The organism is Niabella pedocola (assembly GCF_021044425.1).
In the GTDB taxonomy this organism is placed as follows: Bacteria; Bacteroidota; Bacteroidia; order Chitinophagales; family Chitinophagaceae; genus Niabella; species Niabella pedocola.
In genome coordinates this window covers 123,067-144,395 of record NZ_JAJNEC010000004.1, presented here as the reverse complement: position 1 = coordinate 144,395, position 21,329 = coordinate 123,067, and the positions used below count along the sequence as shown (strand labels likewise).

Annotated in this window: 20 protein-coding genes; 12 read left to right on the top strand and 8 right to left on the bottom strand. The window is 47.3% G+C overall.

The window, feature by feature from the left end:
• Positions 1-6 precede the first annotated feature (6 nt).
• The 4 genes from LQ567_RS04445 (at position 7) to LQ567_RS04430 (ending at position 3,265) form a co-directional block, all read left to right on the top strand.
• A complete protein-coding gene (locus LQ567_RS04445) occupies positions 7-618 on the top strand; it encodes a TetR/AcrR family transcriptional regulator (protein WP_231002902.1) in 612 nt (203 codons plus the stop codon).
• 198 nt (positions 619-816) lie between these two features.
• Positions 817-1,767: a thioredoxin-disulfide reductase gene (gene trxB, locus LQ567_RS04440; RefSeq protein WP_231002901.1), complete on the top strand. Its 951-nt coding sequence runs from the start codon at positions 817-819 to the stop codon at positions 1,765-1,767.
• A 147-nt stretch (positions 1,768-1,914) separates the two neighbouring features.
• Positions 1,915-2,277, top strand: a complete 363-nt coding sequence (locus tag LQ567_RS04435) for a dihydroneopterin aldolase (RefSeq protein ID WP_231002900.1) — start codon at positions 1,915-1,917, stop codon at positions 2,275-2,277.
• Positions 2,278-2,545: 268 nt separating this feature from the next.
• The gene (locus LQ567_RS04430; RefSeq protein WP_231002899.1) at positions 2,546-3,265 is read left to right on the top strand and encodes a hypothetical protein; all 720 of its coding nucleotides are present in this window, start codon (positions 2,546-2,548) and stop codon (positions 3,263-3,265) included.
• A gap of 21 nt (positions 3,266-3,286) precedes the next feature.
• Here LQ567_RS04430 and LQ567_RS04425 read toward each other — a convergent pair whose 3' ends face one another.
• Positions 3,287-3,784: a cytidine deaminase gene (locus LQ567_RS04425; protein ID WP_231002898.1), complete on the bottom strand. Its 498-nt coding sequence runs from the start codon at positions 3,782-3,784 to the stop codon at positions 3,287-3,289.
• A 248-nt stretch (positions 3,785-4,032) separates the two neighbouring features.
• Between LQ567_RS04425 and LQ567_RS04420 the strand changes: the two genes are divergently transcribed.
• The gene (locus LQ567_RS04420; RefSeq protein ID WP_231002897.1) at positions 4,033-5,610 is read left to right on the top strand and encodes a Na+/H+ antiporter; all 1,578 of its coding nucleotides are present in this window, start codon (positions 4,033-4,035) and stop codon (positions 5,608-5,610) included.
• A gap of 24 nt (positions 5,611-5,634) precedes the next feature.
• Here the strand turns inward: LQ567_RS04420 and panB are convergent, their stop codons facing one another.
• The 3 genes from panB to ppk1 all read right to left on the bottom strand — a co-directional run bounded on the left by panB (position 5,635) and on the right by ppk1 (position 9,567).
• Positions 5,635-6,450, bottom strand: coding sequence for a 3-methyl-2-oxobutanoate hydroxymethyltransferase (panB, locus tag LQ567_RS04415; RefSeq protein WP_231002896.1), 816 nt, complete (start codon positions 6,448-6,450; stop codon positions 5,635-5,637).
• A 174-nt stretch (positions 6,451-6,624) separates the two neighbouring features.
• On the bottom strand, positions 6,625-7,512 hold the full coding sequence (locus tag LQ567_RS04410; RefSeq protein ID WP_231002895.1) for a Ppx/GppA phosphatase family protein: 888 nt from the start codon (positions 7,510-7,512) through the stop codon (positions 6,625-6,627).
• A complete protein-coding gene (gene ppk1, locus LQ567_RS04405; protein ID WP_231002894.1) occupies positions 7,513-9,567 on the bottom strand; it encodes a polyphosphate kinase 1 in 2,055 nt (684 codons plus the stop codon).
• 200 nt (positions 9,568-9,767) lie between these two features.
• Between ppk1 and LQ567_RS04400 the strand changes: the two genes are divergently transcribed.
• From LQ567_RS04400 to LQ567_RS04375, 6 genes are all read left to right on the top strand, one after another.
• Positions 9,768-10,352, top strand: coding sequence for a TrmH family RNA methyltransferase (locus LQ567_RS04400; RefSeq protein ID WP_231002893.1), 585 nt, complete (start codon positions 9,768-9,770; stop codon positions 10,350-10,352).
• 135 nt (positions 10,353-10,487) lie between these two features.
• Positions 10,488-10,979 (top strand): YajQ family cyclic di-GMP-binding protein, encoded by a 492-nt coding sequence (locus LQ567_RS04395; protein WP_231002892.1) that lies wholly within the window; start codon positions 10,488-10,490, stop codon positions 10,977-10,979.
• A gap of 122 nt (positions 10,980-11,101) precedes the next feature.
• Positions 11,102-11,350, top strand: coding sequence for a type B 50S ribosomal protein L31 (locus LQ567_RS04390; protein WP_231002891.1), 249 nt, complete (start codon positions 11,102-11,104; stop codon positions 11,348-11,350).
• Positions 11,351-11,438: 88 nt separating this feature from the next.
• Entirely contained in the window at positions 11,439-12,563 is a 1,125-nt protein-coding gene (locus tag LQ567_RS04385; protein WP_231002890.1) for a putative sugar nucleotidyl transferase, read from the top strand.
• Positions 12,560-13,321 (top strand): triose-phosphate isomerase, encoded by a 762-nt coding sequence (gene tpiA, locus LQ567_RS04380; RefSeq protein WP_231002889.1) that lies wholly within the window; start codon positions 12,560-12,562, stop codon positions 13,319-13,321. The genes LQ567_RS04385 and tpiA overlap by 4 nt, the downstream gene beginning before the upstream one ends.
• A gap of 10 nt (positions 13,322-13,331) precedes the next feature.
• Complete coding sequence (locus tag LQ567_RS04375) at positions 13,332-14,477, top strand: glycosyltransferase (protein ID WP_231002888.1); 1,146 nt, start codon at positions 13,332-13,334, stop codon at positions 14,475-14,477.
• 54 nt (positions 14,478-14,531) lie between these two features.
• On the opposite strand, the gene LQ567_RS04370 is transcribed toward LQ567_RS04375, so the two are convergent.
• From LQ567_RS04370 to LQ567_RS04355, 4 genes are all read right to left on the bottom strand, one after another.
• Entirely contained in the window at positions 14,532-16,328 is a 1,797-nt protein-coding gene (locus LQ567_RS04370) for an ABC transporter ATP-binding protein (RefSeq protein ID WP_231002887.1), read from the bottom strand.
• Positions 16,329-16,422: 94 nt separating this feature from the next.
• A complete protein-coding gene (locus LQ567_RS04365; RefSeq protein WP_231002886.1) occupies positions 16,423-17,388 on the bottom strand; it encodes a hypothetical protein in 966 nt (321 codons plus the stop codon).
• 69 nt (positions 17,389-17,457) lie between these two features.
• Positions 17,458-18,645 carry a sigma-54-dependent transcriptional regulator gene (locus LQ567_RS04360; RefSeq protein WP_231002885.1) on the bottom strand — a complete coding sequence of 396 codons (1,188 nt, stop codon included), beginning with the start codon at positions 18,643-18,645 and terminating at the stop codon, positions 17,458-17,460.
• 73 nt (positions 18,646-18,718) lie between these two features.
• Positions 18,719-19,708 (bottom strand): pyruvate dehydrogenase complex E1 component subunit beta, encoded by a 990-nt coding sequence (locus LQ567_RS04355; protein WP_231002884.1) that lies wholly within the window; start codon positions 19,706-19,708, stop codon positions 18,719-18,721.
• A gap of 402 nt (positions 19,709-20,110) precedes the next feature.
• On the opposite strand from LQ567_RS04355, the gene LQ567_RS04350 reads away from it, so the two are divergent.
• Positions 20,111-21,073: a YpdA family putative bacillithiol disulfide reductase gene (locus LQ567_RS04350; protein WP_231002883.1), complete on the top strand. Its 963-nt coding sequence runs from the start codon at positions 20,111-20,113 to the stop codon at positions 21,071-21,073.
• Positions 21,074-21,329: the final 256 nt, after the last annotated feature.

Sequence of the window (21,329 nt, the reverse complement as noted above, 5' to 3'; positions counted from 1 at the left end):
TTGAGCATGGATACCAAAGACCGGATACTGGAGGCCGCCCTGGAGCTCTATAACACGCAGGGGATACGCACGATCACTACCCGGCATATAGCCGCACACCTCAATATGAGTCCCGGAAACCTGCATTATCATTTTAAACATACAGATGACATTATCCGGGCGCTTTATGCGCGTTTGGCAGGGGCGTTTGATCTTGAATTGATACAGTTGCAGCAATCGGCAACGGTTACAATGAATGCAATACTTGATTTGTCGGCCAGATCTTTTCAGCTGGTATACCGGTACCGGTTTATTTTCCTGCATTTTGTAGAGATTGTGTGGCGGATTCCCGGAATTGGAAAAGACTACCAGGTGCTTACCAGGCGCCGTACCCGGGAGTTTACCCGGATCTTTCAGCGATTGATCGAAAACGGTATCTTCCGGACGGATCTGCCGCCCTCAATATGGCCGGCATTGGTAAAACAGCTGTTCATCGTAGCCGATTTCTGGCTTTCCAATAACGAATTAACCGACCGGCTCAATGAAAAAAAGGCCGTTGCGGCTTATCAGAAAACCTTCTACATGATGTTCCTGCCGTTTTTGGCGGAGCCGGAGAAAAACGGCCGCGCATCGTTTTAAAAAATAGCGGACAATCAGCCCGCCCCGGGATGATGCGCCGGAGAAGATCCGGATATCCACATCTTTGTTGCTTCCTGTGGGGAAGCGTTTACCACCGGTAAACATTTTCCCTTTATTTTTGTAATAAATACAACATAAAAATTTGTGAATAATAGTGTTATGCCGAAATCATTCGGCATATTTTTATAAACCATCTATATGACACAGGAAACAGGAGCAGAACGCGTTAAATGTTTGATAATAGGTTCAGGACCAGCTGGCTATACGGCGGCTGTTTATGCTTCCCGGGCCAATCTGAACCCGGTTTTATACCAGGGGATCCAGCCGGGCGGACAGTTGACCATTACCACCGAAGTAGAAAACTACCCGGGATATCCGGATGGGATCCAGGGACCGGAAATGATGATCGATTTTGAAAAACAGGCCAAAAGAATGGGCGCTGATATCCGCTTTGGGATTGCCACAAAGGTCGATTTTTCGAGCCAGCCGCATAAGGTTTGGATCGATGATGAAAAACTGATTGAAGCCGATGCGGTGATTATTTCCACCGGTGCTTCTGCAAAATGGCTGGGGCTTTCCAGCGAAGAACGGCTGAATGGTTTTGGTGTAAGCGCCTGTGCGGTTTGTGACGGTTTCTTCTTCAGAGGAAAAGAGGTAGCCATCGTAGGCGCCGGCGATACTGCGGCAGAAGAAGCCCTGTACCTTTCCAAGCTTTGTACCACCGTACATATGCTGGTGCGGAAGGAGGCTATGCGGGCATCGAAAGTAATGCAGGACCGGGTGTTCAACACGCCGAATATCAAGATCTATTTCAATACGGAAACAGAGGAAGTATTGGGAGAGAAAACGGTTAATGGTGTTCGGATCAGGAACAACCAGACCGGCGAAACGCAGGATATTGCTGTAAACGGCTTTTTTGTGGCCATTGGTCACCAGCCCAATTCCGATATTTTTAAAGGCTTCCTCGATATGGATGAAGCGGGCTATATTAAAACCATACCGGGTACCTCCAAAACCAATATAGAAGGTGTTTTTGCGTCGGGTGACGTGCAGGATAAAATTTACCGGCAGGCGGTAACGGCAGCGGGAAGCGGATGTATGGCCGCACTGGATGCAGAACGTTACCTGGGAGAGAAGGGAATTCATTAAACGACTTCCGGCATTTTAAACGTGCATTGCCGGTGGTAATCGTATGTATAGGACGGATGGCCGTTCAGCAACGGGCCGGTGCCGTACTGAGCGGTTTTCCGGCTTATTGCATCTTCCTTTTAGGCAGGGATGCTAAAAACAAATAAAATGGCACAACTCGTTACGATACACCTGGAGCAGCTTCGTTTCTTTGCAGGGCATGGTTTGTATGCCGAAGAAAAAAAGACCGGCAATGCTTTTGAAATGAACCTGACCATTTCCTTTCCCAAAGAGGACGGCGTGATCATTAAGCTGGAGGAAACGCTGAACTATGCCGAAATTTATTACCTGGTGAAAACGGAGATGCAGGAGCCACGCGAGCTGCTGGAGACCTTCCTTACCGAGCTGGCTGAAAAATTAAAGGAACGGTTCCCGGTCATTTCAGTGCTCCGGATGAGCTTGTATAAGCTTACGGTTCCAATTGACGGGTTTGCCGGAAAAGTAGGTGTGGAGCTGGAACGCCGTTTTTAGCATAACAGTGTTCAGTTGCCGGATGTTGCTGCAAATTTCGTTTCAGGATGGCCGTTTGCTCAGGGATATCCAATACATGAAGCACCCGTATAAAGACAGGTGCCGGCTTAAGCGGAGCCGGTTGCTTCTGGTTATGAAAATGTAATTGCAGCGCTGCCCTTGGCACAGAGGCCCGCAAAAACCTGCGGCTTTTAACACTACTTTCTGATTTGCTCCTAACAATACTGTTCGTTTGTTTTCTATCTTGTGGCATCATCTACTGTCATTTATGAAAAAACAATGCGTTACTGTTTTGATTTTTTTGGCACTGCTGGTTACGGCCTGTAGTAAGAATGATACCAGGTTGCCAGAAACAACCGAGCGGGAAACGGTTTCTTTGTGGGCCGAAACCGAAAAGCAATTAACATTGCCGGCCTACGCAGGGCAGGGTGCCGTGCTGGCTTCAGCAGATTCTTCCATAGCAACCGCTGCCTGGCAGGGCAACCGGGTGCTGGTAACTGCGTATGCTCCCGGCAATACGACGATTACGATGCGCAGTGTGGAACCCGGGAAGCCGGTGCTGCATATTGCTGTTTTTTCCCGGTCGGTAGAAACGGCCTATGGCTGGCGGCGTATAGAGAATGATCAGTGGAAAACGGCCGTTGTGGTAAAAGCCGGGCGTACCAAAGAGGGCAGGGCATTAGCCCAGCAGCTGCTGGATTCTTTAAAACAAGGGGCAACGGGCAATGGATTTATTTTCCGGTCAAACGAAGTGGCGGAATATGCCCGTGACCGTCAACTCTATAAAGTAGGATATACGTTTAAAAACTGGACACTGACCCTGAACCATGAATGCTGGCAGGAGCAAATTCCGCTTACCCCGGTGCAGTATAACGTTATCGGGTTAACGCAGGACCTTACCAAGGAGTATAAGAGCCGGTATCCGGGCAAGCATATTGTACAGGTAACGGTTACCCGTTATTTTTCAGAAGTACTGCCTCCCGGCTGATGTCCATGCTATTTTCAACGCTTAAGCAATACTTCCCAAATCTTCATTACTGAAGGCAAGCGGCAGCAGGTCCCTGATGGTATTAATGATGTAAACCGGCCCTTCCATCCCAGCCAGTAAAAGACGGATGGGGCTTCCGCTGCGTTTTTCATATTCCGACAAAGCCTGGCGGCACATGCCGCAGGGCGATATAGGCCGGTTGCTGTTTCCGTTTTGCGAATGATAGGTTACGGCAAGTGTTACAATGGGTTCATCCGTATATTGGGTACCCACGGTAGCCAGCAGTGCTCTTTCCGCACAAATACCCACAGGATAAGATGCATTCTCCTGATTGGAGCCTACCACCGTTTTGCCATTCGCCAGTTTAGCGGCACAGGCTACATTAAATTGGGAGTAAGGCGCATAAGCCTTTTTGGTTGTTTTACGCGCCAGCTGCAATAAAGCGGCATCTTCCTCGCTCAATGCCTGGCAGTCTTCAACCCAGGCATAAGAAAACTCAAACTTTTTTTCCTTCATCATGTGGTGCCCCCGGTGCTTTTTTACAGAGGGTATTAAAGATAAGGAAATATTTTTTGATCCCGGGGGGGGCGGACTTTACGTGGGTAGCAATGCATCGGTGTACCAATGAGCGATGTACTGCTAACCGGTGTTTCCCTTCAGGCATACCACAAGTAATCCGTCAAGTGAGGAAAAGTCAGCCAAAGGTTGCGGGGATTTTTGAATTTAATACGTTGGCTGGTTATCTTTATGATTCAAAAACCAACCGCATGCTGGAGCATTTTCCATTTTACCTGGTATTAATTATCCTGATTGTTTTGCTCATCATGCTGGGCAGCCGCATTAAGGTTGCCTACCCGATATTGCTGGTCATGGCCGGGTTACTGATCAGTTTTGTGCCAGGTGTTCCTGTGCTAAAGATCAACCCGGAGCTGATCTTTATTATTTTCCTGCCACCTCTTTTGTATGAAGCGGCCTGGGCAATTTCCTGGAAAGAGCTTTGGCGCTGGCGGCGCGTGATCAGCAGTTTTGCTTTTGTAGTGGTTTTTTTGACGGCGATGTCTGTGGCCTTTGTTGCCAACCATTTTATTCCCGGCTTTTCGCTGGCATTGGGTTTTTTATTGGGAGGTATTGTTTCGCCCCCGGATGCCGTAAGCGCGGGAGCTATCGTAAAATTTGTAAAAGTGCCCAAACGGCTTTCTTCTATCCTGGAGGGTGAAAGTTTGTTGAATGATGCGTCGTCATTGATCATCCTGCGTTTTGCCCTTATCGCTGTAAGTACAGGAACGTTTATATGGCATGATGCCGCACTGGGCTTTGCATGGATGATCATTGGTGGTATCGGCATCGGGTTGCTGGTGGGACTTGTTTTTATGAAAGCGCATCAATGGCTGCCCACAGATGTAAATATGGACATCATTCTTACGCTGGTAGCACCTTATGTGATGTATATAGCGGCGGAAGAGGTACATAGTTCCGGGGTACTGGCAGTGGTTAGCGGCGGTTTGTTTTTGTCGGCAAAACGGCACCGGTTTTTAAAAGTGTCTTCCCGGTTGCGGGGTGAAAATGTATGGCAGAGCTTTGTGTTCCTGTTGAATGGCCTGGTATTTATGCTCATCGGGTTAGACTTGCCGGAGATCACGGCCGGCCTGCAGCAGGAAGGTATCGGTTTTTATGAGGCTACCGGTTATGGCCTGCTTATAACGGGCGTATTGATTGCTGGCCGGATGCTGGCCGCGTTTGGAGCTGTTGTCGTAACGAAGATCGCCGGCCGGTTTATTACGGTAGCGGATAAGCATCCGGGACTAAAGGCCCCGGTGGTACTGGGCTGGACGGGTATGCGGGGTGTGGTTTCATTAGCGGCTGCGTTGTCCATTCCGGTGGTACTTGATAATGATGTGCCCTTTCCCAAACGTAACCTGATCCTGTTTATCACTTTTGTGGTGATCCTGTTAACGCTGGTGCTGCAGGGGCTGACACTGCCTGTGATCATCAAAAAACTCAAATTCCGGGATTATGGAGATCATTTTCCGGAAGCGGAAACCGAGGAATGTTTGCGGGCCGGTCTCGCCCGGGAATCTTTAAATTATCTGGAGCAGCAATATGCAGGCGAACTAAAGAACAGTGCCGTGCTGCAGCAATTGGCCGGGCAATGGCAGATCGATCTGGAAACGGAAGGCGCTATACATTATCCGGAACCGGTACGCCGGATCTACCGGGAGGTACTGGAACAGCAGCGCCGGTGGTTACTGGATAAAAACCGCAGCGAACAGCGGCTGGATGAAGAAACCGTAAGAAAATTCCTGCATCATATTGATATGGAAGAGGAAAAATTACGGATCGGGTAAAACCATTGAACCGGAAATCGTAAACTAGTACTGCTCCTGTTCATTGGGGAAATTACCGGCCCGTACATCGGAAATATAATGCTGCACAGCAGTGGTGGCCTGCTCAAATATATTGAGGTACTGCCTTAAAAATTTGGGTTTAAATTCGGTGTTGATCCCCAGCATATCGTGCATTACCAATACCTGGCCATCGCAATATTTTCCGGCTCCGATGCCGATCGTAGGAATGTAGAGGCTTTCTGTTACCTCCTTTGCCAGCAGGGCGGGTATCTTTTCCAGCACGATGGAAAAGCAACCGGCTTCCTGTAAAAGCTGCACATCTTTTCGCAACTTATTGGCTTCAGCATCTTCCTTTGCGCGCACTGCATATGTACCAAATTTGTAAATAGACTGGGGAGTAAGCCCCAGGTGGCCCATTACCGGGATACCAGCGGATACAATCTTGCGAACGGATTCCACCACTTCTTCACCGCCTTCCAGTTTTACGGCGTGCGCGCCGGTTTCTTTCATGATGCGGATCGCAGAAGCCAGGGCAATTTCAGAATTGGACTGATACGCCCCAAAAGGAAGATCTACTACCACCAGGCAACGCTTGGCCCCGCGGATCACCGATTGTGCGTGGTAGATCATCTGGTCCAGTGTAATGGGTAATGTAGTTTCATGGCCCGCCATTACATTGGAGGCGGAATCACCTACCAGGATCACATCAATACCTGCGCTGTCGATAATGCGGGCAAATGAAAAGTCATAAGCCGTAAGCATGCCGATCTTTTCGCCGGCCTCTTTCATTTTTGCCAGGGTATGTGTGGTTACGCGTTTTACTTCTTTATTGATGGACATATTTTTTATTTAATGTTTCAGGTAAAAAGTTCCGGTTTGATCTGTTTTATGCTGAATGCTCATACCTGATGACTGATATTATTTTGTTTGACGTTTCAGGTCAGGCATCGTTTCATATTTGATGATCAAATGCTGAAAGCTGATTGCTGACCGCTGATAGCCGATCGCCGAACCTCATTCCTGCTGAACGATCTCCTCGTACAAACTCTGGATCAATCCGTCTGCCAGCCCGATCTTGGGAACCAGGATCTCTTCGGCTCCGGCCCACTTCAGTACATTTATATAAATCAGTAGCGCCGGTACGATCACATCGGCCCGGTCTTCCCGTAATTTGTAATTACTCATCCGTTCGGCGAGCGTCATGCTGCTGAATTCCTTATAGTAGTCGCGGAGCAGCTCCAGCGAAAGCGGCCGCCCTTCCTTGCGTTTTGACAAGGAAAAGATCTTGTTGATATTTCCTCCGGATCCGATGCCGGTTATCTTTTTTATATTCCGGGTATTGCTTCGGATATAGGTTTTCATCTCCTCCCACTGAGCCTCCGCCACCTGCTGTTTCAGCAATCGGATGGTTCCGATATTGAAGGACCGTTTGAAATGCATGGCCCCGTTTACAAAGCAGGTGAGTTCGGTACTTCCGCCGCCTACATCAATGTACAAATACGCAGCTTCCTGGGTTAAATTTTCGGCTACATGGCTTTCGTAAATCAGGGCGGCTTCCCGGTCGCCGGAAATGATCTCAATTTGCAGGCCGGTTTCTTGGGCCACCTGTTCAATGATCTGTTGTCCGTTCCGGGCATCACGCATAGCAGCCGTAGCGCAGGCCTTTACCTGTTGCACTTCATAGGCATCCAGCAGATGACGATATGCCTTCATGGTACTGAGGATATGTGCTGTTTTATCCGGGGAGATCTCGCCGGTTTCAAAAACATCAAAACCCAGTCGCAAAGGCACCCGGATGAGATTCGATTTGATAAACTCCGGTTTATTCTTTTTGATCATCCGCACATCTGTGATCAACAAACGGGCGGCGTTACTGCCTATGTCGATGGCCGCTAATTTCAACTATACATACTTTTTATTGATGAGGTAATGGTAGATAGCCTCCTGCGATCTTACTTTTTTAGATGCCGAATGTACATATTTATTTTTAAGTTCATTGTCAAGGGTCCGCGCTTTTACATTATCACTCAGCTGGATATTCAGGATATCAATGAGTTCTTCTTTTAACAGGGGATCCAGAACAGGGCAGGTAGCTTCCACACGATGCTCAATATTCCGCAGCATCCAATCGGCCGACGAAAGGAAGACGCGGGGCTTTCCGCCATTATGAAACACAAAAACACGGGCATGTTCCAGGTATTCGTCCACAATGCTGATGGCCGTTACTTTATGCTTGAACTTTTTGTTTTGTGAGAGCATGCAGAAGATACCGCGTACGATCAGTTTGACCACCACACCCGCTCGTGCTGCTTCATAAAGTTTCTGAATGAGGTCAATGTCAGAGAGGGAATTCATTTTAATGATCATCTCCGCTTTTTTCCCTTTCCGGGCCGTAGCAATTTCATGATCGATCAGTTTTACCAGGAAGGTGCGGACAAGATATGGACTGGGCACAATGGTCGTGCATTTCTGTAAGATCAATTCATTGGATTTCGGATTTTCCAGGTAAGCAAAAATCCGGTTGATATCGGCCATTATTTTTTTGTTGGAGGTCAGGAGGCAATGATCGGCATAGATGCGCGCTGTTTTTTCATTGAGGTTCCCGGTACTTACAAATCCGTAATGTTCGATTTGGGAGCCTTTACGTTTTTTAATAACGCATAATTTGGCATGCACTTTCATATTGGGAAAGCCCGTCAAAACAGTGGCACCCACATCCTCCAGCCGTTGTTTCCACTCCATATTGGCCTCCTCGTCAAAGCGCGCTTTTAATTCCAGCATCACGGTAACCTCCTTGCCATTACGTACGGCATTAATGAGGGCATTAACGATCTTTGACTGTGAAGCCAGGCGGTAGCAGGTGATCTTGATAGACACCACATCCGGGTCAAAAGCAGCTTCGCGGATCAGATCGATGGTAGGCGTGAAGTTATGATAGGGATAACTCAGCAGTACATCGCGGTGCATGATCACATCCGAAATACGCTGCTCCAACAGCAGGGGATGGTCAAACGGTTCTTTTCTTCGGCTTACATTCTTAAATACTTTCGACGGGAAGTCGATGAAATGACGAAAGTTATGAATGGCGCCTGCGGGGCTGATGGCATCCTGTTTACCAAATCCCATACGTGTTACCAGGTAGTCCAGCAGGTCCGGATCCATACGCTCGTCATAGGTAAAGCGTACCGGTGTACCTTTCTTCCTGTTTTTAAGACCCGTTTCCAGTTTTTGAATGATCGTAGTATTGTCGGCCGTGTCGATGTCCAGTTCCGCATCCCGGGTGAATTTAAAGATATGCGCTCTGAACTCGTCATAGCCCAGGAAGCGGAAAATATCCGGGAGGTTGGAAATAATGGCGTCTTCCAGCAACATGATATCGTGCTGGCTGGAACGGGAGGGCAGCTCAATAAAGCGTCCAACAGCCGTAACCGGAACCTCAATGATCGCATATTTCCGGTCTTGCCGGTTAAAGCTCTTTCGCATCACCACACCCAGGAAAATAGACTTATCGCGGAGTGCGGGAAACTTTTTGATATTCTCAATCATCAGGGGAATAATGTTCGGGCTGATCTCCGACTCATAAAAATCCCGGATAAATTTTTTCTGGGTTACGGTTAGCTGGGGGCCTGTTTTTAAATAGATCTTATTCCTGTTGAGACTGCGCTGCACATTTTTCCAAACCCTTTCAAATTCTTCCTGCTGATCGGTCATCAGGCGGTGGATCTGGTCCAGGATCTTTTTTGGATTTTTCTCAGGATGCATATTCAGTTTAGACTCGATCCGCAACATCCGCTTCAGCGAAGCGATCCGGACCCTGAAAAATTCATCCCGGTTATTGGAAAAGATCCCAAGAAATTTGATCCGCTCATTCAGCGGAACGGTGGGGTCTGCGGCTTCCTGCAATACCCGGCCGTTAAAGGCCAGCCAACTGATGTCCCTGGGGATAACCTTCTGCATATCTTTTAGGTGTATACTCACAATAATAACACTTTATCGGCAGAATTACGGGGAATAATCGATGTTTACACCAGGTTGGGTTTTAAATTATTATTAAGTATTTCCGGGTGTTTTTACTGGGAGGATGAAGCGCCGGCAGGCCCGTTACACGGGCATCCGCAATTTGTAATTACATTTGCGCTTCACCAGATGAAGTTTTCATGACCAATGAACGAAGGGAAACACTGGAAAAAGTGATCGGCAAGCGTCAGCAGGGGCTGGGCATTGTACTCGAAAATGTATTTGATCCACATAATATATCGGCGGTGATGCGCAGTTGCGACGCGGTAGGGATCCAGGATGTGTACATTTTAACAACAAAGATACCCCGTCATAAAAAATGGGGCGCCAGGAGCAGTTCCGGTGCCGCAAAATGGATGTCGGTACACCAGTTTGATAATGCGGAAGCCTGCTTTTCGGTTTTGAAAAGTCGTTATGATAAAGTGCTTGCGACCCACCTGAGTTCCGATGCAGTGCCCTTATATAAGCTGGATTTCCTGCAGGATATTGCGCTGGTATTTGGTAATGAACATGCCGGTGTTAGTGAGGAAATAAGGCACCTGGCCGACGGCAATTTCATCGTTCCGCAGGTGGGAATGATCCAGTCATTGAACATCAGCGTGGCCTGTGCCGTTAGTATTTACGAAGCATTCCGCCAGCGGTCCGCAGCAGGGTTATACGAAATAGCGGCTGATTCACCCTATCATCAGCAGTTGCGCATGGACTGGGGCCTGCAGGAAAAATAACGCGACCAATGAACCGTTTACAGGAATAACAGGTAATGGATCCCGGGTATGTGTTTATTTTATATTGTAAATTCGATATTTGCGTAGTTCTTAGTAATTTTAAATTTTACATTCAATATTCTAAATTCTTCTGATATGCCTTCTTTTGATTTTACCAGTAAAGTAGATGCCCAGGCGCTGGATAATGCCGTTAATGTGGTGAAAAAGGAAATTACCAACCGTTTTGATTTTAAGGGGTCCCATGTGGTGATTGACCTGGATAAAAAAACGTTTAAAATTAACGTGGAAACGGAGGATGATATGAAGATGACGCAACTACTGGATGTACTGGTAAATCGCGCCCATAAACAGGGGATTGCTCCGGAAGCCTTTGATTTAAGTAAGAACGGAAGCCAGATTGGAAAGGCATGGAAAAAGGAAGTGGAGGTACGCAACGGTATTAAGCAGGAAGACGCTAAAAAAATCGTGAAACTGATCAAGGATGCCGGATTAAAAGTGCAGGCTTCCATTCACGAGGACGTAGTGCGGGTTACCGGCAAAAAGATCGATGACCTGCAAAGTGTGATCCAGGCCTCAAAAGGCTGGGATCTGGGCGTACCGCTACAGATCGAAAATATGCGGAGCTAACGGCGCAAACCGGAAAATTAGAAATTAGTAACTGGAAATTAGTAATTTATTGTACCTTTGCACCTCAAATTTTATTCATAACCGTACGGCAAAATCCGTACAACCTTAAAAATCATATAATTATGAAACAAGGGCTCCATCCAGAAAGCTACCGTTTAGTAGTTTTTAAAGACATGAGTAACGGCGATACCTTTTTAAGCCGCTCTACTGCAAATTCAAAAGAAACCATTCAATGGGAAGACGGTAACGAGTACCCGGTAATCAAACTGGAAATTTCAAGTACTTCTCACCCGTTCTTTACAGGTAAGAACGTACTGGTAGATACTGCTGGTCGTATCGACAAGTTCAAAAGAAAATACGCCAAAAAATAATTGGTGCTGTTTTTATATTTTTACAAACCCCGGCAACACCGGGGTTTTGTTTTGCCCTTATTTCTGTTTATCTTAGGCACCTCAATTTATGAGCGCAGTTATTTTCACCCATAAACAGTACCAGGCAGAGCAATTGTTCCCTTTTAGTCTGACCACCGCCGTGGAGGCATTCCCGGGCGGAATGATGACCAACCGCCGGCGCTGGGAGCAGATTGTGGCCAGTGAACTCAAGCACTGCCAGGGAGGAGATTGGTTTATACCGGCAAACCTGCTGCCGTCTGCACCCCTGGTTGCCCGGCTGCGCGCTTTTTCCCCCGGAGATTTTCTTCAGTTCGAAAACGGGGCCGTTATCGGTTATGGTGTATCGGAAGCCGGTTTTTCCGGCAAATCGCCTTTGGAAGTATTGCCGGGGAGCAATGGGGATTTTATCAGCTATAGCTGGGATATTTTTGAAAAAAATGCCCGCTTATTGCATTTTGATTTTACAATGCTTACAGCGGGACGGGAACCGGCACCGCTGGCCGCAGGTAACCAGGCCGTTAACCCGGCGCAGGTTTTCATAGAGCCGGGCGCTGATGTACGGTTTTCAATCATTAATGCGGAAGAAGGTCCGGTATATATTTCAAAGAACGCACTGATCATGGAAGGATCCTGCATCCGCGGACCTGTATTTATCGGTGAAGGAGCGGTGGTAAAAATGGGTACCCGCATCTATGGAGGTACCACCATCGGAGCCTTTTGTACCGTAGGCGGAGAGATTAAGAATGCGGTATTGTTCCCGTTTTCAAATAAAGCGCACGACGGTTACCTGGGCGATTCGGTAATTGGCAGGTGGTGTAACCTGGGCGCGGGCACCAGCAACAGCAACTTAAAAAACACTGCCGGAAATATTCGCATAACTTTGCCCTCTGGAAATTACCAGGCGGGTATGAAATGCGGGGTATTGATGGGCGATTATTCAAAGGCTGCGATCAATACATCATTTAATTCCGGAACCGTTACAGGTATCTGTACGAATATTTTTGGTGAAGGACTCAGCCCTAAATGGATCCCTTCGTTTTCCTGGGGGTACAATGATGCAACTCCTTACCGGTTGCCTGAAGCGTTAACGCACCTGGAACGTTGGATGCAAACCAAAAAACAACGACTCTCAGAAGAAGAAAAAGAACGTATTACCCTAATTTATAATCAAACAAAAACAAAGAAATCATGAGACAGCAAATAGCAGCGGCTAACTGGAAAATGAACTTAACGTATGTGGAAGGCCAGCAATTGCTAAAAGATATCCTGGACGAAAACATTGAAACAACCGAGAACCAGCTGGTGATCTTCGGTGTTCCTTTTCCGTACCTGATGATGGCTAATGAAAAGGTGAATACCCTGAAGAATTTTTACGTGGCAGCACAGAACTGCTCAAATAAAAAATCAGGTGCCTATACCGGTGAGGTTTCCGTAGATATGCTGAAATCCATCAATATCCAGTATTGCATCATCGGGCACAGTGAGCGGCGCGAGTATTTTAACGAATCGAACCTGGATATTTCAGAAAAGCTGGATCTCTTGCTGGGTGCCGGTTTAAAGCCTATTTTCTGCTGCGGAGAGCCGTTAAGCATCCGGGAAGCCGGTACTCAAAATGAGTATGTAGAAAAGCAACTGCGGGAATCCTTGTTCCACCTGTCTGCCGAAGATCTGAAAAATGTAGTGATTGCGTATGAACCCATCTGGGCAATTGGAACGGGCAAAACAGCTACTACCGAACAGGCCCAGGAGATCCATGCGTACCTCCGCTCTGTAATTGCAAAGCAATATGGCCAGGAAGCAGCCGACGGAATTTCGATCCTTTACGGCGGAAGCGTAAAAGCAAACAATGCAAAGGAACTGTTTTCCTGCCCCGATGTGGATGGTGGTCTTGTAGGAGGCGCATCCCTGGTTGCGGTGGATTTTGTAGAGATCATCAAGGCATTGAAATAAGCCGAAGCGCATGCTGAAGGTGCTCTGGCTGTGCAGCTGGTACCCCAATAAACGGGCTCCCTTTGAGGGAGATTTTGTGCAGCGTCATGCACAGGCAGTATCCCTGTATCACCAGATTCATGTTATAAAGGTTACGCCCGATCCGGAAGGAGCGGGCGTAACCTTTGAATTAACGGAAAGTCAGGAATATCCGGGCCTTACGGAAGAACACGTTTATTATCCCAGGAAGCGGGGCATTACCGGAAAACTAGGTTCCTACTTTTACTGGTATCATCTTTATAAAAAAGCCATCCGGCGTTATATCCGTACACATGGCAAGCCAGACCTGGTGCATGTGCACATCCCGTTTAAATCGGGACTGATAGCACAATGGATCAAAAAGAAATATGGGATCCCCTATGTAGTTACCGAACATTGGGATGGATACAATAACGTGGTAGATGACAATTTCTACCAGCGCCCGCGATGGTTCCGGTCGATCGTACGGAATACGTTTCATAAGGCAGCCGGCTTTCATTCGGTAAGTAATTATCTGGTGCGGGAAATTAATAAATTGGGTAAACCGGTTCCTGCTGTTGTGATACCCAATGTAGCGGATACCCGTATATTTTTTGCGAAACCAAAAGAACAGCAACAGCAGTTCCGGTGCCTGCATATTTCCAGCGGAGCACCAAAAAAAAATATAGACGGCATTATCCGCGCATTTGAGCAGTTGCCGGCATCCGTTTTTTCGTTATCGGTGATCGGTCTGGAGCCGGCGCGGAATGCGTTTTACCGGCAGCAATATCCTTTGATCGACTGGATGGGGGTGCAGCCGTATGACATCGTTGCCCGGCACCTGCAGGATGCAGACCTGCTGATCGTTTTTAGTGATGCAGAGAACTCGCCATGTGTAATCGGTGAGGCACTTTGTTGCGGGGTGCCTGTGGTATCGAGTGATGTTGGCGGCATTTCGGAGCTGATCAGTGATCAAAACGGGTTGATGATACAGGCCGGCGACGAAGCTGCGTTGGTTAAGGCCATCCGGTTGATGAAAGAACATCAGCACCATTATAATCCAGATGCGATTGCTGCAGCTGCATTGGGTAAATTTTCGTATGCGGTTGTAGGACAGCAAATCGGCCGCTGGTATCAAAGCCTGAAGGATCCATCGTAACCAGGTTGGCATTTTACACCAGCCATATTTATGGTTGCATTGACCCAAAACACATCAGAAGCGCTGAGCTGCGATCATCTGGCGGAAATCCTCCGAAGATTCCTTTAATGCATCGAAGGACCCTTGCGCAGCAACGGTTTTGTTCCTGATTAAAAAGATCGTATCCGCCATTTTGATGGTTGCCAGGCGGTGTGCAATGATGATGATGGTACAATGCCCGTGCAGCAGCTCCAGGCTTTTTTGAACGATGTTTTCCGTGGCGGAGTCCAGTGCCGAAGTAGCCTCATCTAAAACCAGGACTTCTACATTTTTATATAGTTCGCGGGCGATGGACAGGCGTTGCTTTTGGCCGCCGGAAATATAAATGCCATTATCACCTACCTGTGTATGCTCTTTTTCGGGAAGGGAGTCGATAAAACCATCCAGCGAAGCCTGTTGCACCGCTTTTTGAAACCGTTGCTGGTTTTCTGGTGTAGGGTCATCGAAAAACGTAACATTGTTAAAGATGGTGTCGCTAAATACGACGGGGTCCTGGGCAATATAACCGATCTTATCCCGGTAAGCATCCAGGCTTATTGCGCCTATTGGGCGGCTGCCGATAGATACCGAGCCCGTTGTTGGGGCAATGAGCCCGATGATCACATGGGCCAGCGTCGTCTTTCCGGAACCACTTTCTCCTACAAAGGCAACAGTCCGGTGCCGCGGAATATTGAGGTTGATAGCTTCGAGTATGGCACGTCCGGTATAGGCGACGGAAACTTCGGAAAGCCGGATTTCACCTACTTCGCTGAGCTCCGACAAATCTTTAGGTGCCGGTTCTTTTGATTGTTGCACGTCGCGGATCAAACCGGTTACCGAGCGGATGCTGCCGGTGTTCTGCGCAAAGAACTGCCAGCTTGTTTGCAGCTGGCCCAGTTGCGCCAGCGACCGGTAAAATAACAGGAGGCATACCAGGATCGCATTTTTATCACTCCCCGGGAACAGGTAAAATTGCAGCCCAAGTACCAGGGTGATCATTACAATAGCTACCGGCTCTTTAATGCCTTCCGACAGGGCACTGAAGAACCCCATTCGGAAATTCAGTTGTTCGATTTCTTCAATGACTTTTTTTAATTTCCCGAAATAACGTTTGAAATAATTGGTGGCTTTCAGGTACCGGTAATGCGTTATCGATTGAATGAGGTAACTGATAAAGGTATCGCTTTCTTTAGATACGTTAGCGGAGATCTTTTGGGTTTTTGAAAACAGCTTCCGGTACAGCAGGTTACTTGTAGCACCAAAAACCAGCACAATAATGGCAAATTGCAGGTTGGTAATACAGGCCAATGTGAAATAGGTAATCAGAATACCCACGCATTGCAGTGTACTTAAATACGCCGTAAGGGTATAATAGAGGCCGCTGATTTCCGTGGTAAGCGCGTTCTGTATTTTTCCCGCATTCAGTTTCAGAAAGCCGGTATAGGAAAGATTATTTAGCAGGTACAGCAGTTGTACACGCAGCTCCCGGATGAACAGGAAACGTATCCGGGATGAATAACGCATTTGCAAAAAACGTAAAAGTCCTTTGATCGAAAATACCAGGATCACAACGAAAATGGTGTTGGTGATGGTAAGTGGAATACCTGCCCCGGAAAGCAGGTTTGCTATGTAATGCATTTTACCGGTATTCAACAGTCCTTCGTTTCCGGCACCGAAAAGCGAGGAAAACAATGGCACGATCAATGCCAGGCCGATCCCATCCAGCAAACCAACCAGCACATTCAGTAACAGGAACAGGTATATTTTGTTGCCGAGAATGGAATAATAAAACCGGAAATACCCCCGGAAATTATATTTAAAATTTACTTCCACAACCAATAATTAACGGATGCGTGTTGGATAACATAAATGATCATGTTGTAAATTTATAGGTTAAATGTCAATTAAATCCCATTGCCGTAAGTACTCATTCGATCAGGATCCGTTCAAAGGGTAATTCATTAAGGCGGGCCGCATACATAGGAAACTCGGTCCGGTACATATTTTCAGTTCCGGCCGCATAAACTTTCAGGCTTTCCGATAAGAGGAAAAAATCTGTAAAGGATTTCAGATAGGTTTCTCCGGATTTTTTTGTCCGGTGATCGAAGTGATGATTCTGCCCGGGAAAGCAATAGATCTGCTCCAGCCCCACAAGGGAGCAGGAAAAACGGTAGCTGTCGGAGGTAACCAGCAATGGCGCTCCAATCTCCTGTTGAAAACGGATCAGAAAGCTGCTGCATTGCTGCATTAATGCCGTTTGTGCAGCTTCCGGCAACGCGGCTACCTGGTATTCTTCAAAATCACCCAGCAGGTTTTGAAAACGGAAGGCAATGCCAATATACCGGGAAGGGAGCAGGCTTCTTTTCTTGAGCAGTTCCTGTTCCAGGATGGGGGCCGGACGGAAAAGCTGCCGGAAGAGATCGCCCCAGTTATGCCGGGTATGGTAATGGGCATTGAGTGCGTCCAGTACATCGCGGTTGGCATAGCAATGCACCTGTTTTTGTGCTTTTTTTAAATGCAGGAGGCGTTGGATGGAAGGGGAGCCCACAAGGTTGAGATATTGCACATCTGCGATATGTTCTGCTATGGTTTCGCCTTTTTGTAAGGTCCAGTTATAGGTATTCGGGATCAAAAAGTCGGTTAATGCAAAAGGAAAGGTATAATGGATCCGGAACGGGATTTGGTGCTGGAGACAAAAAGCAAAACAGGAAACGATGCCCTTCATCCGGTCTGCAAAACCGCCATGAAAATTCCGGCCATCGACCAGTACCAAAAAAAAAGGAGGGGGAGATACGGGTCTCCCGAACAGGGTATACCGCTTCAGGCTGAACAAAAAGTCTCTGAAAGGAGCCGGACTTTTAGCTAAAACGTAGATAATGGCTTTCTTGATCATGACCGATCCATCAGTAAAAGATGCATTTTGAAAATGCCATTGATTCCTTGTTCCGGGAACTGCCGCCGTTTAGCCGATGGCTACATAATTTTGTACATCCCCTGCCGTAATGGTTTTGCCACTCAGGATCACCAGGCGTTCTACCACGTTCCGGAGTTCGCGGATATTACCGGTCCAGTTATATTGTTGCAATGATTCAATAGCGCCTTCATCGATGCCTTTTTTAGTGATGCCATAATCCTTGCAGATATCATCCAGGAACTGATCTACCAGCAAGGGTATATCATCCTTGCGCTCATTAAGCGAAGGCACATTGATAAGGATCACACTTAAACGGTGGTACAGATCCAGCCGGAAATTCTTATCTTCTACTTCCTGGAGCAGGTCTTTGTTGGTAGCTGCAATAACCCGTACATCTACACTAATATCTTTATCGGCACCCACACGGGTGATCTTTCCTTCCTGTAAAGCACGCAGCACTTTGGCCTGTGCATTTAAACTCATATCCCCGATTTCATCCAGGAATAACGTACCTCCGTTGGCTTGTTCAAACTTACCAATACGCTGTTTGATAGCTGAAGTAAAAGATCCTTTTTCGTGTCCGAATAATTCAGATTCAATGAGTTCTGTAGGTATGGCAGCACAGTTTACTTCAACCAGTGGGCTATTGGAACGGTTGCTTAACTCATGAACCCAGCGGGCTACGAGTTCTTTTCCCACACCATTGGGACCCGTTACCAGTACCCGGGCTTCAGTGGGAGCAACCTTATTGATGGTTTCTTTGATTTTTTGAATGGGCGCAGAAGTGCCGACAATTTCCTGAACCTTGGAAACTTTTTTCCGCAATACCTTGGTTTCTGCAACCAGGGATGTTTTTTCCATGGCGTTACGAATGGTGATTAGCAGGCGGTTCAGATCCGGTGGTTTTGAAATAAAATCGTAAGCGCCTTTTTTTACCGCTTCTACTGCAGTTTCGATAGTGCCGTGGCCGGATATCATAATGATTGGAACATCAGGTGCAAGGACGGCCGCCTTTTCAAGGAATTCCAGGCCATCCATCTTGGGCATCTTAATGTCGCACAGTACGGCATTAAATGTTTTTTCTGAAAATAACTTCAATCCTTCCTCGCCGTCGGTAGCTTCAGAAATCTTGTACCCTTCAAAAGAAAGGATCTCCGACAGCGTTTTTCTTATGGATGCTTCGTCGTCTATGATCAGAATCTCGTGTTGATTATCGTTGTTTTTATTTTTTGGCACAGGATCTTTTTATATAAATAATCAGGATACACAATATCCGGGATCAGCATTCCAGCGACACCCGATCAACGGGTTATTTCTTCGTATACATTACTTCTTTAACCAGCTTTACCGTACGGGGAACATCCGGCAATGCAGCAGCTACAAGGTTGGGTGCATAATGCAGGGGAGCGTCAGCCGCGGTGATCCGGCGTATGGGCGCATCCAGGTAGTCGAATGCATCTTTCTGAACCCGGTAAGAGATTTCGGAGGAAACAGAAGCAAAAGGCCATTGCTCTTCCACAATTACCAGGCGGTTAGTTTTGCGCACGCTGGCCAGGATGGTATCCATATCCAGCGGGCGGATGGTTCTCAGGTCGATCACCTCGGCACTGATCCCTTCTTTTTCCAGCTCGGCGGCAGCACCCAGCGCCACCTTCATCATTTTATTAAAAGAAATAATGGTTACATCGGTTCCGGCTTTTTTTACATCGGCCTTGCCCAGTTCAATATAATATTCTTCTTCCGGCACTTCCATTTTATCGCCGTACATTACTTCGCTTTCCATAAACATTACCGGGTCTTCTTCGTACCGGATAGCCTGTTTCAAAAGCCCTTTGGCATCATAAGGCGTGCTTGGCGATACCACTTTGAGCCCGGGAATATTGGCATAAAGTGCTTCAAATGCCGTAGAATGCTGAGCACCCAATTGTCCGGCAGAACCGTTTCCGCCACGGAAAACAATTGGACATGAAATTTGTCCACCGCTCATTGCCAGCATTTTAGAAGCGGTATTTAAAATTTGATCCAGGGCCAGAACGGCAAAGTTCCAGGTCATGAATTCCACAATCGGTCGGAGGCCGTTTTGCGCGGCACCAACACCAACTGCTGCAAAGCCCAACTCAGAAATAGGGGTATCAATAACCCTTTTTTCACCAAATTCGGCCAGCATTCCCTGGCTTACTTTGTAAGCACCATTATATTCGGCTACTTCCTCACCCATCAGAAACACGCGGTCATCTCTTCTCATTTCTTCGGTCATTGCCTCTCTGAGGGCTTCTCTGAAAGCTATACTCCTTGCCATACTTTGTAAATTGTCATTTTTAAGAGTGGCAAATTTAAGTGAGATGCGTCAGAATACCAAAGAAGGATTATTCGCTGTTTGCCGTTTAAATTTCCAAAACGCCGTTGCAAAACGGAACCGTTCTTTTCACCTGCCGGCCGGCGGGGCTGATTGCTGTGGATACATTGAATCAAAAGGGCCGAATCATTGTTGTGCTGCCGTTTACTCTCCAATCCGCTGTGGTTTTTGCTGGGGACTCAGACTCAAACGCCCCGGGGATGCAAAGAATACCACCAAGAGGGGGGGCAGCGTAAAAACATTCGAAGCCTCCGCGGGTTTCTGCATTTCCGCGCGCCAGCGGCAAATTATAGGCGGTCTTGTACAAAATTTGGTATTGGGGAGCCGATCCTTGAAATTTGCAGGATGCAGCATTTTTCGATCATCATTATCGGAGGCGGTCCCATCGGACTGGCCTGTGCCATTGAAGCTCAGAAAGCAGGCCTGGATTATGTGATTTTGGAGAAGGGCAGCCTGGTCAACTCGCTTTATAACTACCCGGTGAACATGACGTTTTTTTCCACTTCCGAGCGGCTGGAGATCGGCGGGGTACCCTTTGTTTCCAATAATCCCAAACCAACCCGGAATGAAGCGTTGGAATATTACCGCCGGGTGACCAGCACCTTTGATTTGAATATCCGGTTGTTTGAAACGGTACAGCAAATAAAGCGGGCCGTTGATCTTTTTGAAGTGATCACTTCCCGGGGTACCTATACTGCGGATCATATCATCATTGCTACCGGGTTTTATGATATCCCTTACCTGCTGAATGTACCGGGTGAGGACCTGCCCAAAGTGACCCATTATTATAAAGACCCCCATTTCTATGCATTCCAGGATGTGGTTGTGGTGGGGGCTATGAACTCCGGTGTGGATGCGGCCCTGGAAACATGGCGCAAAGGGGCCCGGGTTACAATGGTGGTTCGCGGGCCGGAAATAGGAACCCGGGTTAAGTACTGGGTACGTCCGGATATTGAGAACCGCATCAAAGAAGGCTCCATCAAGGCATTTTTCAATGCCTCTGTAAGGGAAATAAGGGAACGGGAAGTCGATATCGATACACCAGAAGGGATGGTTACACTGAAGAATGATTTTGTAATAGCAGCCACAGGCTACCAACCCAACCTGCAGTTTCTCCAGGATATGGGAATTGAGCTGAGCGATGACGCTGTACGCTGCCCGCTGTTAAACCCCGATACAAACGAATCAAGCGTAAAAGGCGTGTATCTCGCCGGCGTGATCTGCGGAGGGATGAATACACACCGCCTGTTTATCGAAAACTCCCGGGAGCACGCGGTGAAGATCATAAGAGCCATTCTTAAATTCTAAATCTTAAGATCCAAACTCGAAATTCTAAAATCCATATCGTTTTGTCAAAGGCTTTAATAGTATTAAAAAATAGCGCAGCGAAAGCGCCCCAAGCGCAATCAGCGTATCTGCGGCGATAATAAAAATCGCTTCAGTAAACGCTATTGATTCTAAATGCTAAGTCCTAAATGCCAAAGAGACAAGCGTAAAATCTCAAATCAGGAATCAAATTCACCGAACCCTGCATCTGATAGCAAAAGCTCAACGCTGATAGCCA

Coding starts and splice junctions, on each gene's coding strand:
- LQ567_RS04445 (WP_231002902.1), top strand. CDS start 7: ATGGATACCAAAGACCGGATACTGGAGGCCGCCCTGGAGCTCTATAAC.
- trxB (WP_231002901.1), top strand. CDS start 817: ATGACACAGGAAACAGGAGCAGAACGCGTTAAATGTTTGATAATAGGT.
- LQ567_RS04435 (WP_231002900.1), top strand. CDS start 1,915: ATGGCACAACTCGTTACGATACACCTGGAGCAGCTTCGTTTCTTTGCA.
- LQ567_RS04430 (WP_231002899.1), top strand. CDS start 2,546: ATGAAAAAACAATGCGTTACTGTTTTGATTTTTTTGGCACTGCTGGTT.
- LQ567_RS04425 (WP_231002898.1), bottom strand. CDS start 3,784: ATGATGAAGGAAAAAAAGTTTGAGTTTTCTTATGCCTGGGTTGAAGAC.
- LQ567_RS04420 (WP_231002897.1), top strand. CDS start 4,033: ATGCTGGAGCATTTTCCATTTTACCTGGTATTAATTATCCTGATTGTT.
- panB (WP_231002896.1), bottom strand. CDS start 6,450: ATGTCCATCAATAAAGAAGTAAAACGCGTAACCACACATACCCTGGCA.
- ppk1 (WP_231002894.1), bottom strand. CDS start 9,567: ATGCAGAAGGTTATCCCCAGGGACATCAGTTGGCTGGCCTTTAACGGC.
- LQ567_RS04400 (WP_231002893.1), top strand. CDS start 9,768: ATGACCAATGAACGAAGGGAAACACTGGAAAAAGTGATCGGCAAGCGT.
- LQ567_RS04395 (WP_231002892.1), top strand. CDS start 10,488: ATGCCTTCTTTTGATTTTACCAGTAAAGTAGATGCCCAGGCGCTGGAT.
- LQ567_RS04390 (WP_231002891.1), top strand. CDS start 11,102: ATGAAACAAGGGCTCCATCCAGAAAGCTACCGTTTAGTAGTTTTTAAA.
- LQ567_RS04385 (WP_231002890.1), top strand. CDS start 11,439: ATGAGCGCAGTTATTTTCACCCATAAACAGTACCAGGCAGAGCAATTG.
- tpiA (WP_231002889.1), top strand. CDS start 12,560: ATGAGACAGCAAATAGCAGCGGCTAACTGGAAAATGAACTTAACGTAT.
- LQ567_RS04375 (WP_231002888.1), top strand. CDS start 13,332: ATGCTGAAGGTGCTCTGGCTGTGCAGCTGGTACCCCAATAAACGGGCT.
- LQ567_RS04365 (WP_231002886.1), bottom strand. CDS start 17,388: ATGATCAAGAAAGCCATTATCTACGTTTTAGCTAAAAGTCCGGCTCCT.
- LQ567_RS04355 (WP_231002884.1), bottom strand. CDS start 19,708: ATGGCAAGGAGTATAGCTTTCAGAGAAGCCCTCAGAGAGGCAATGACC.
- LQ567_RS04350 (WP_231002883.1), top strand. CDS start 20,111: ATGCAGCATTTTTCGATCATCATTATCGGAGGCGGTCCCATCGGACTG.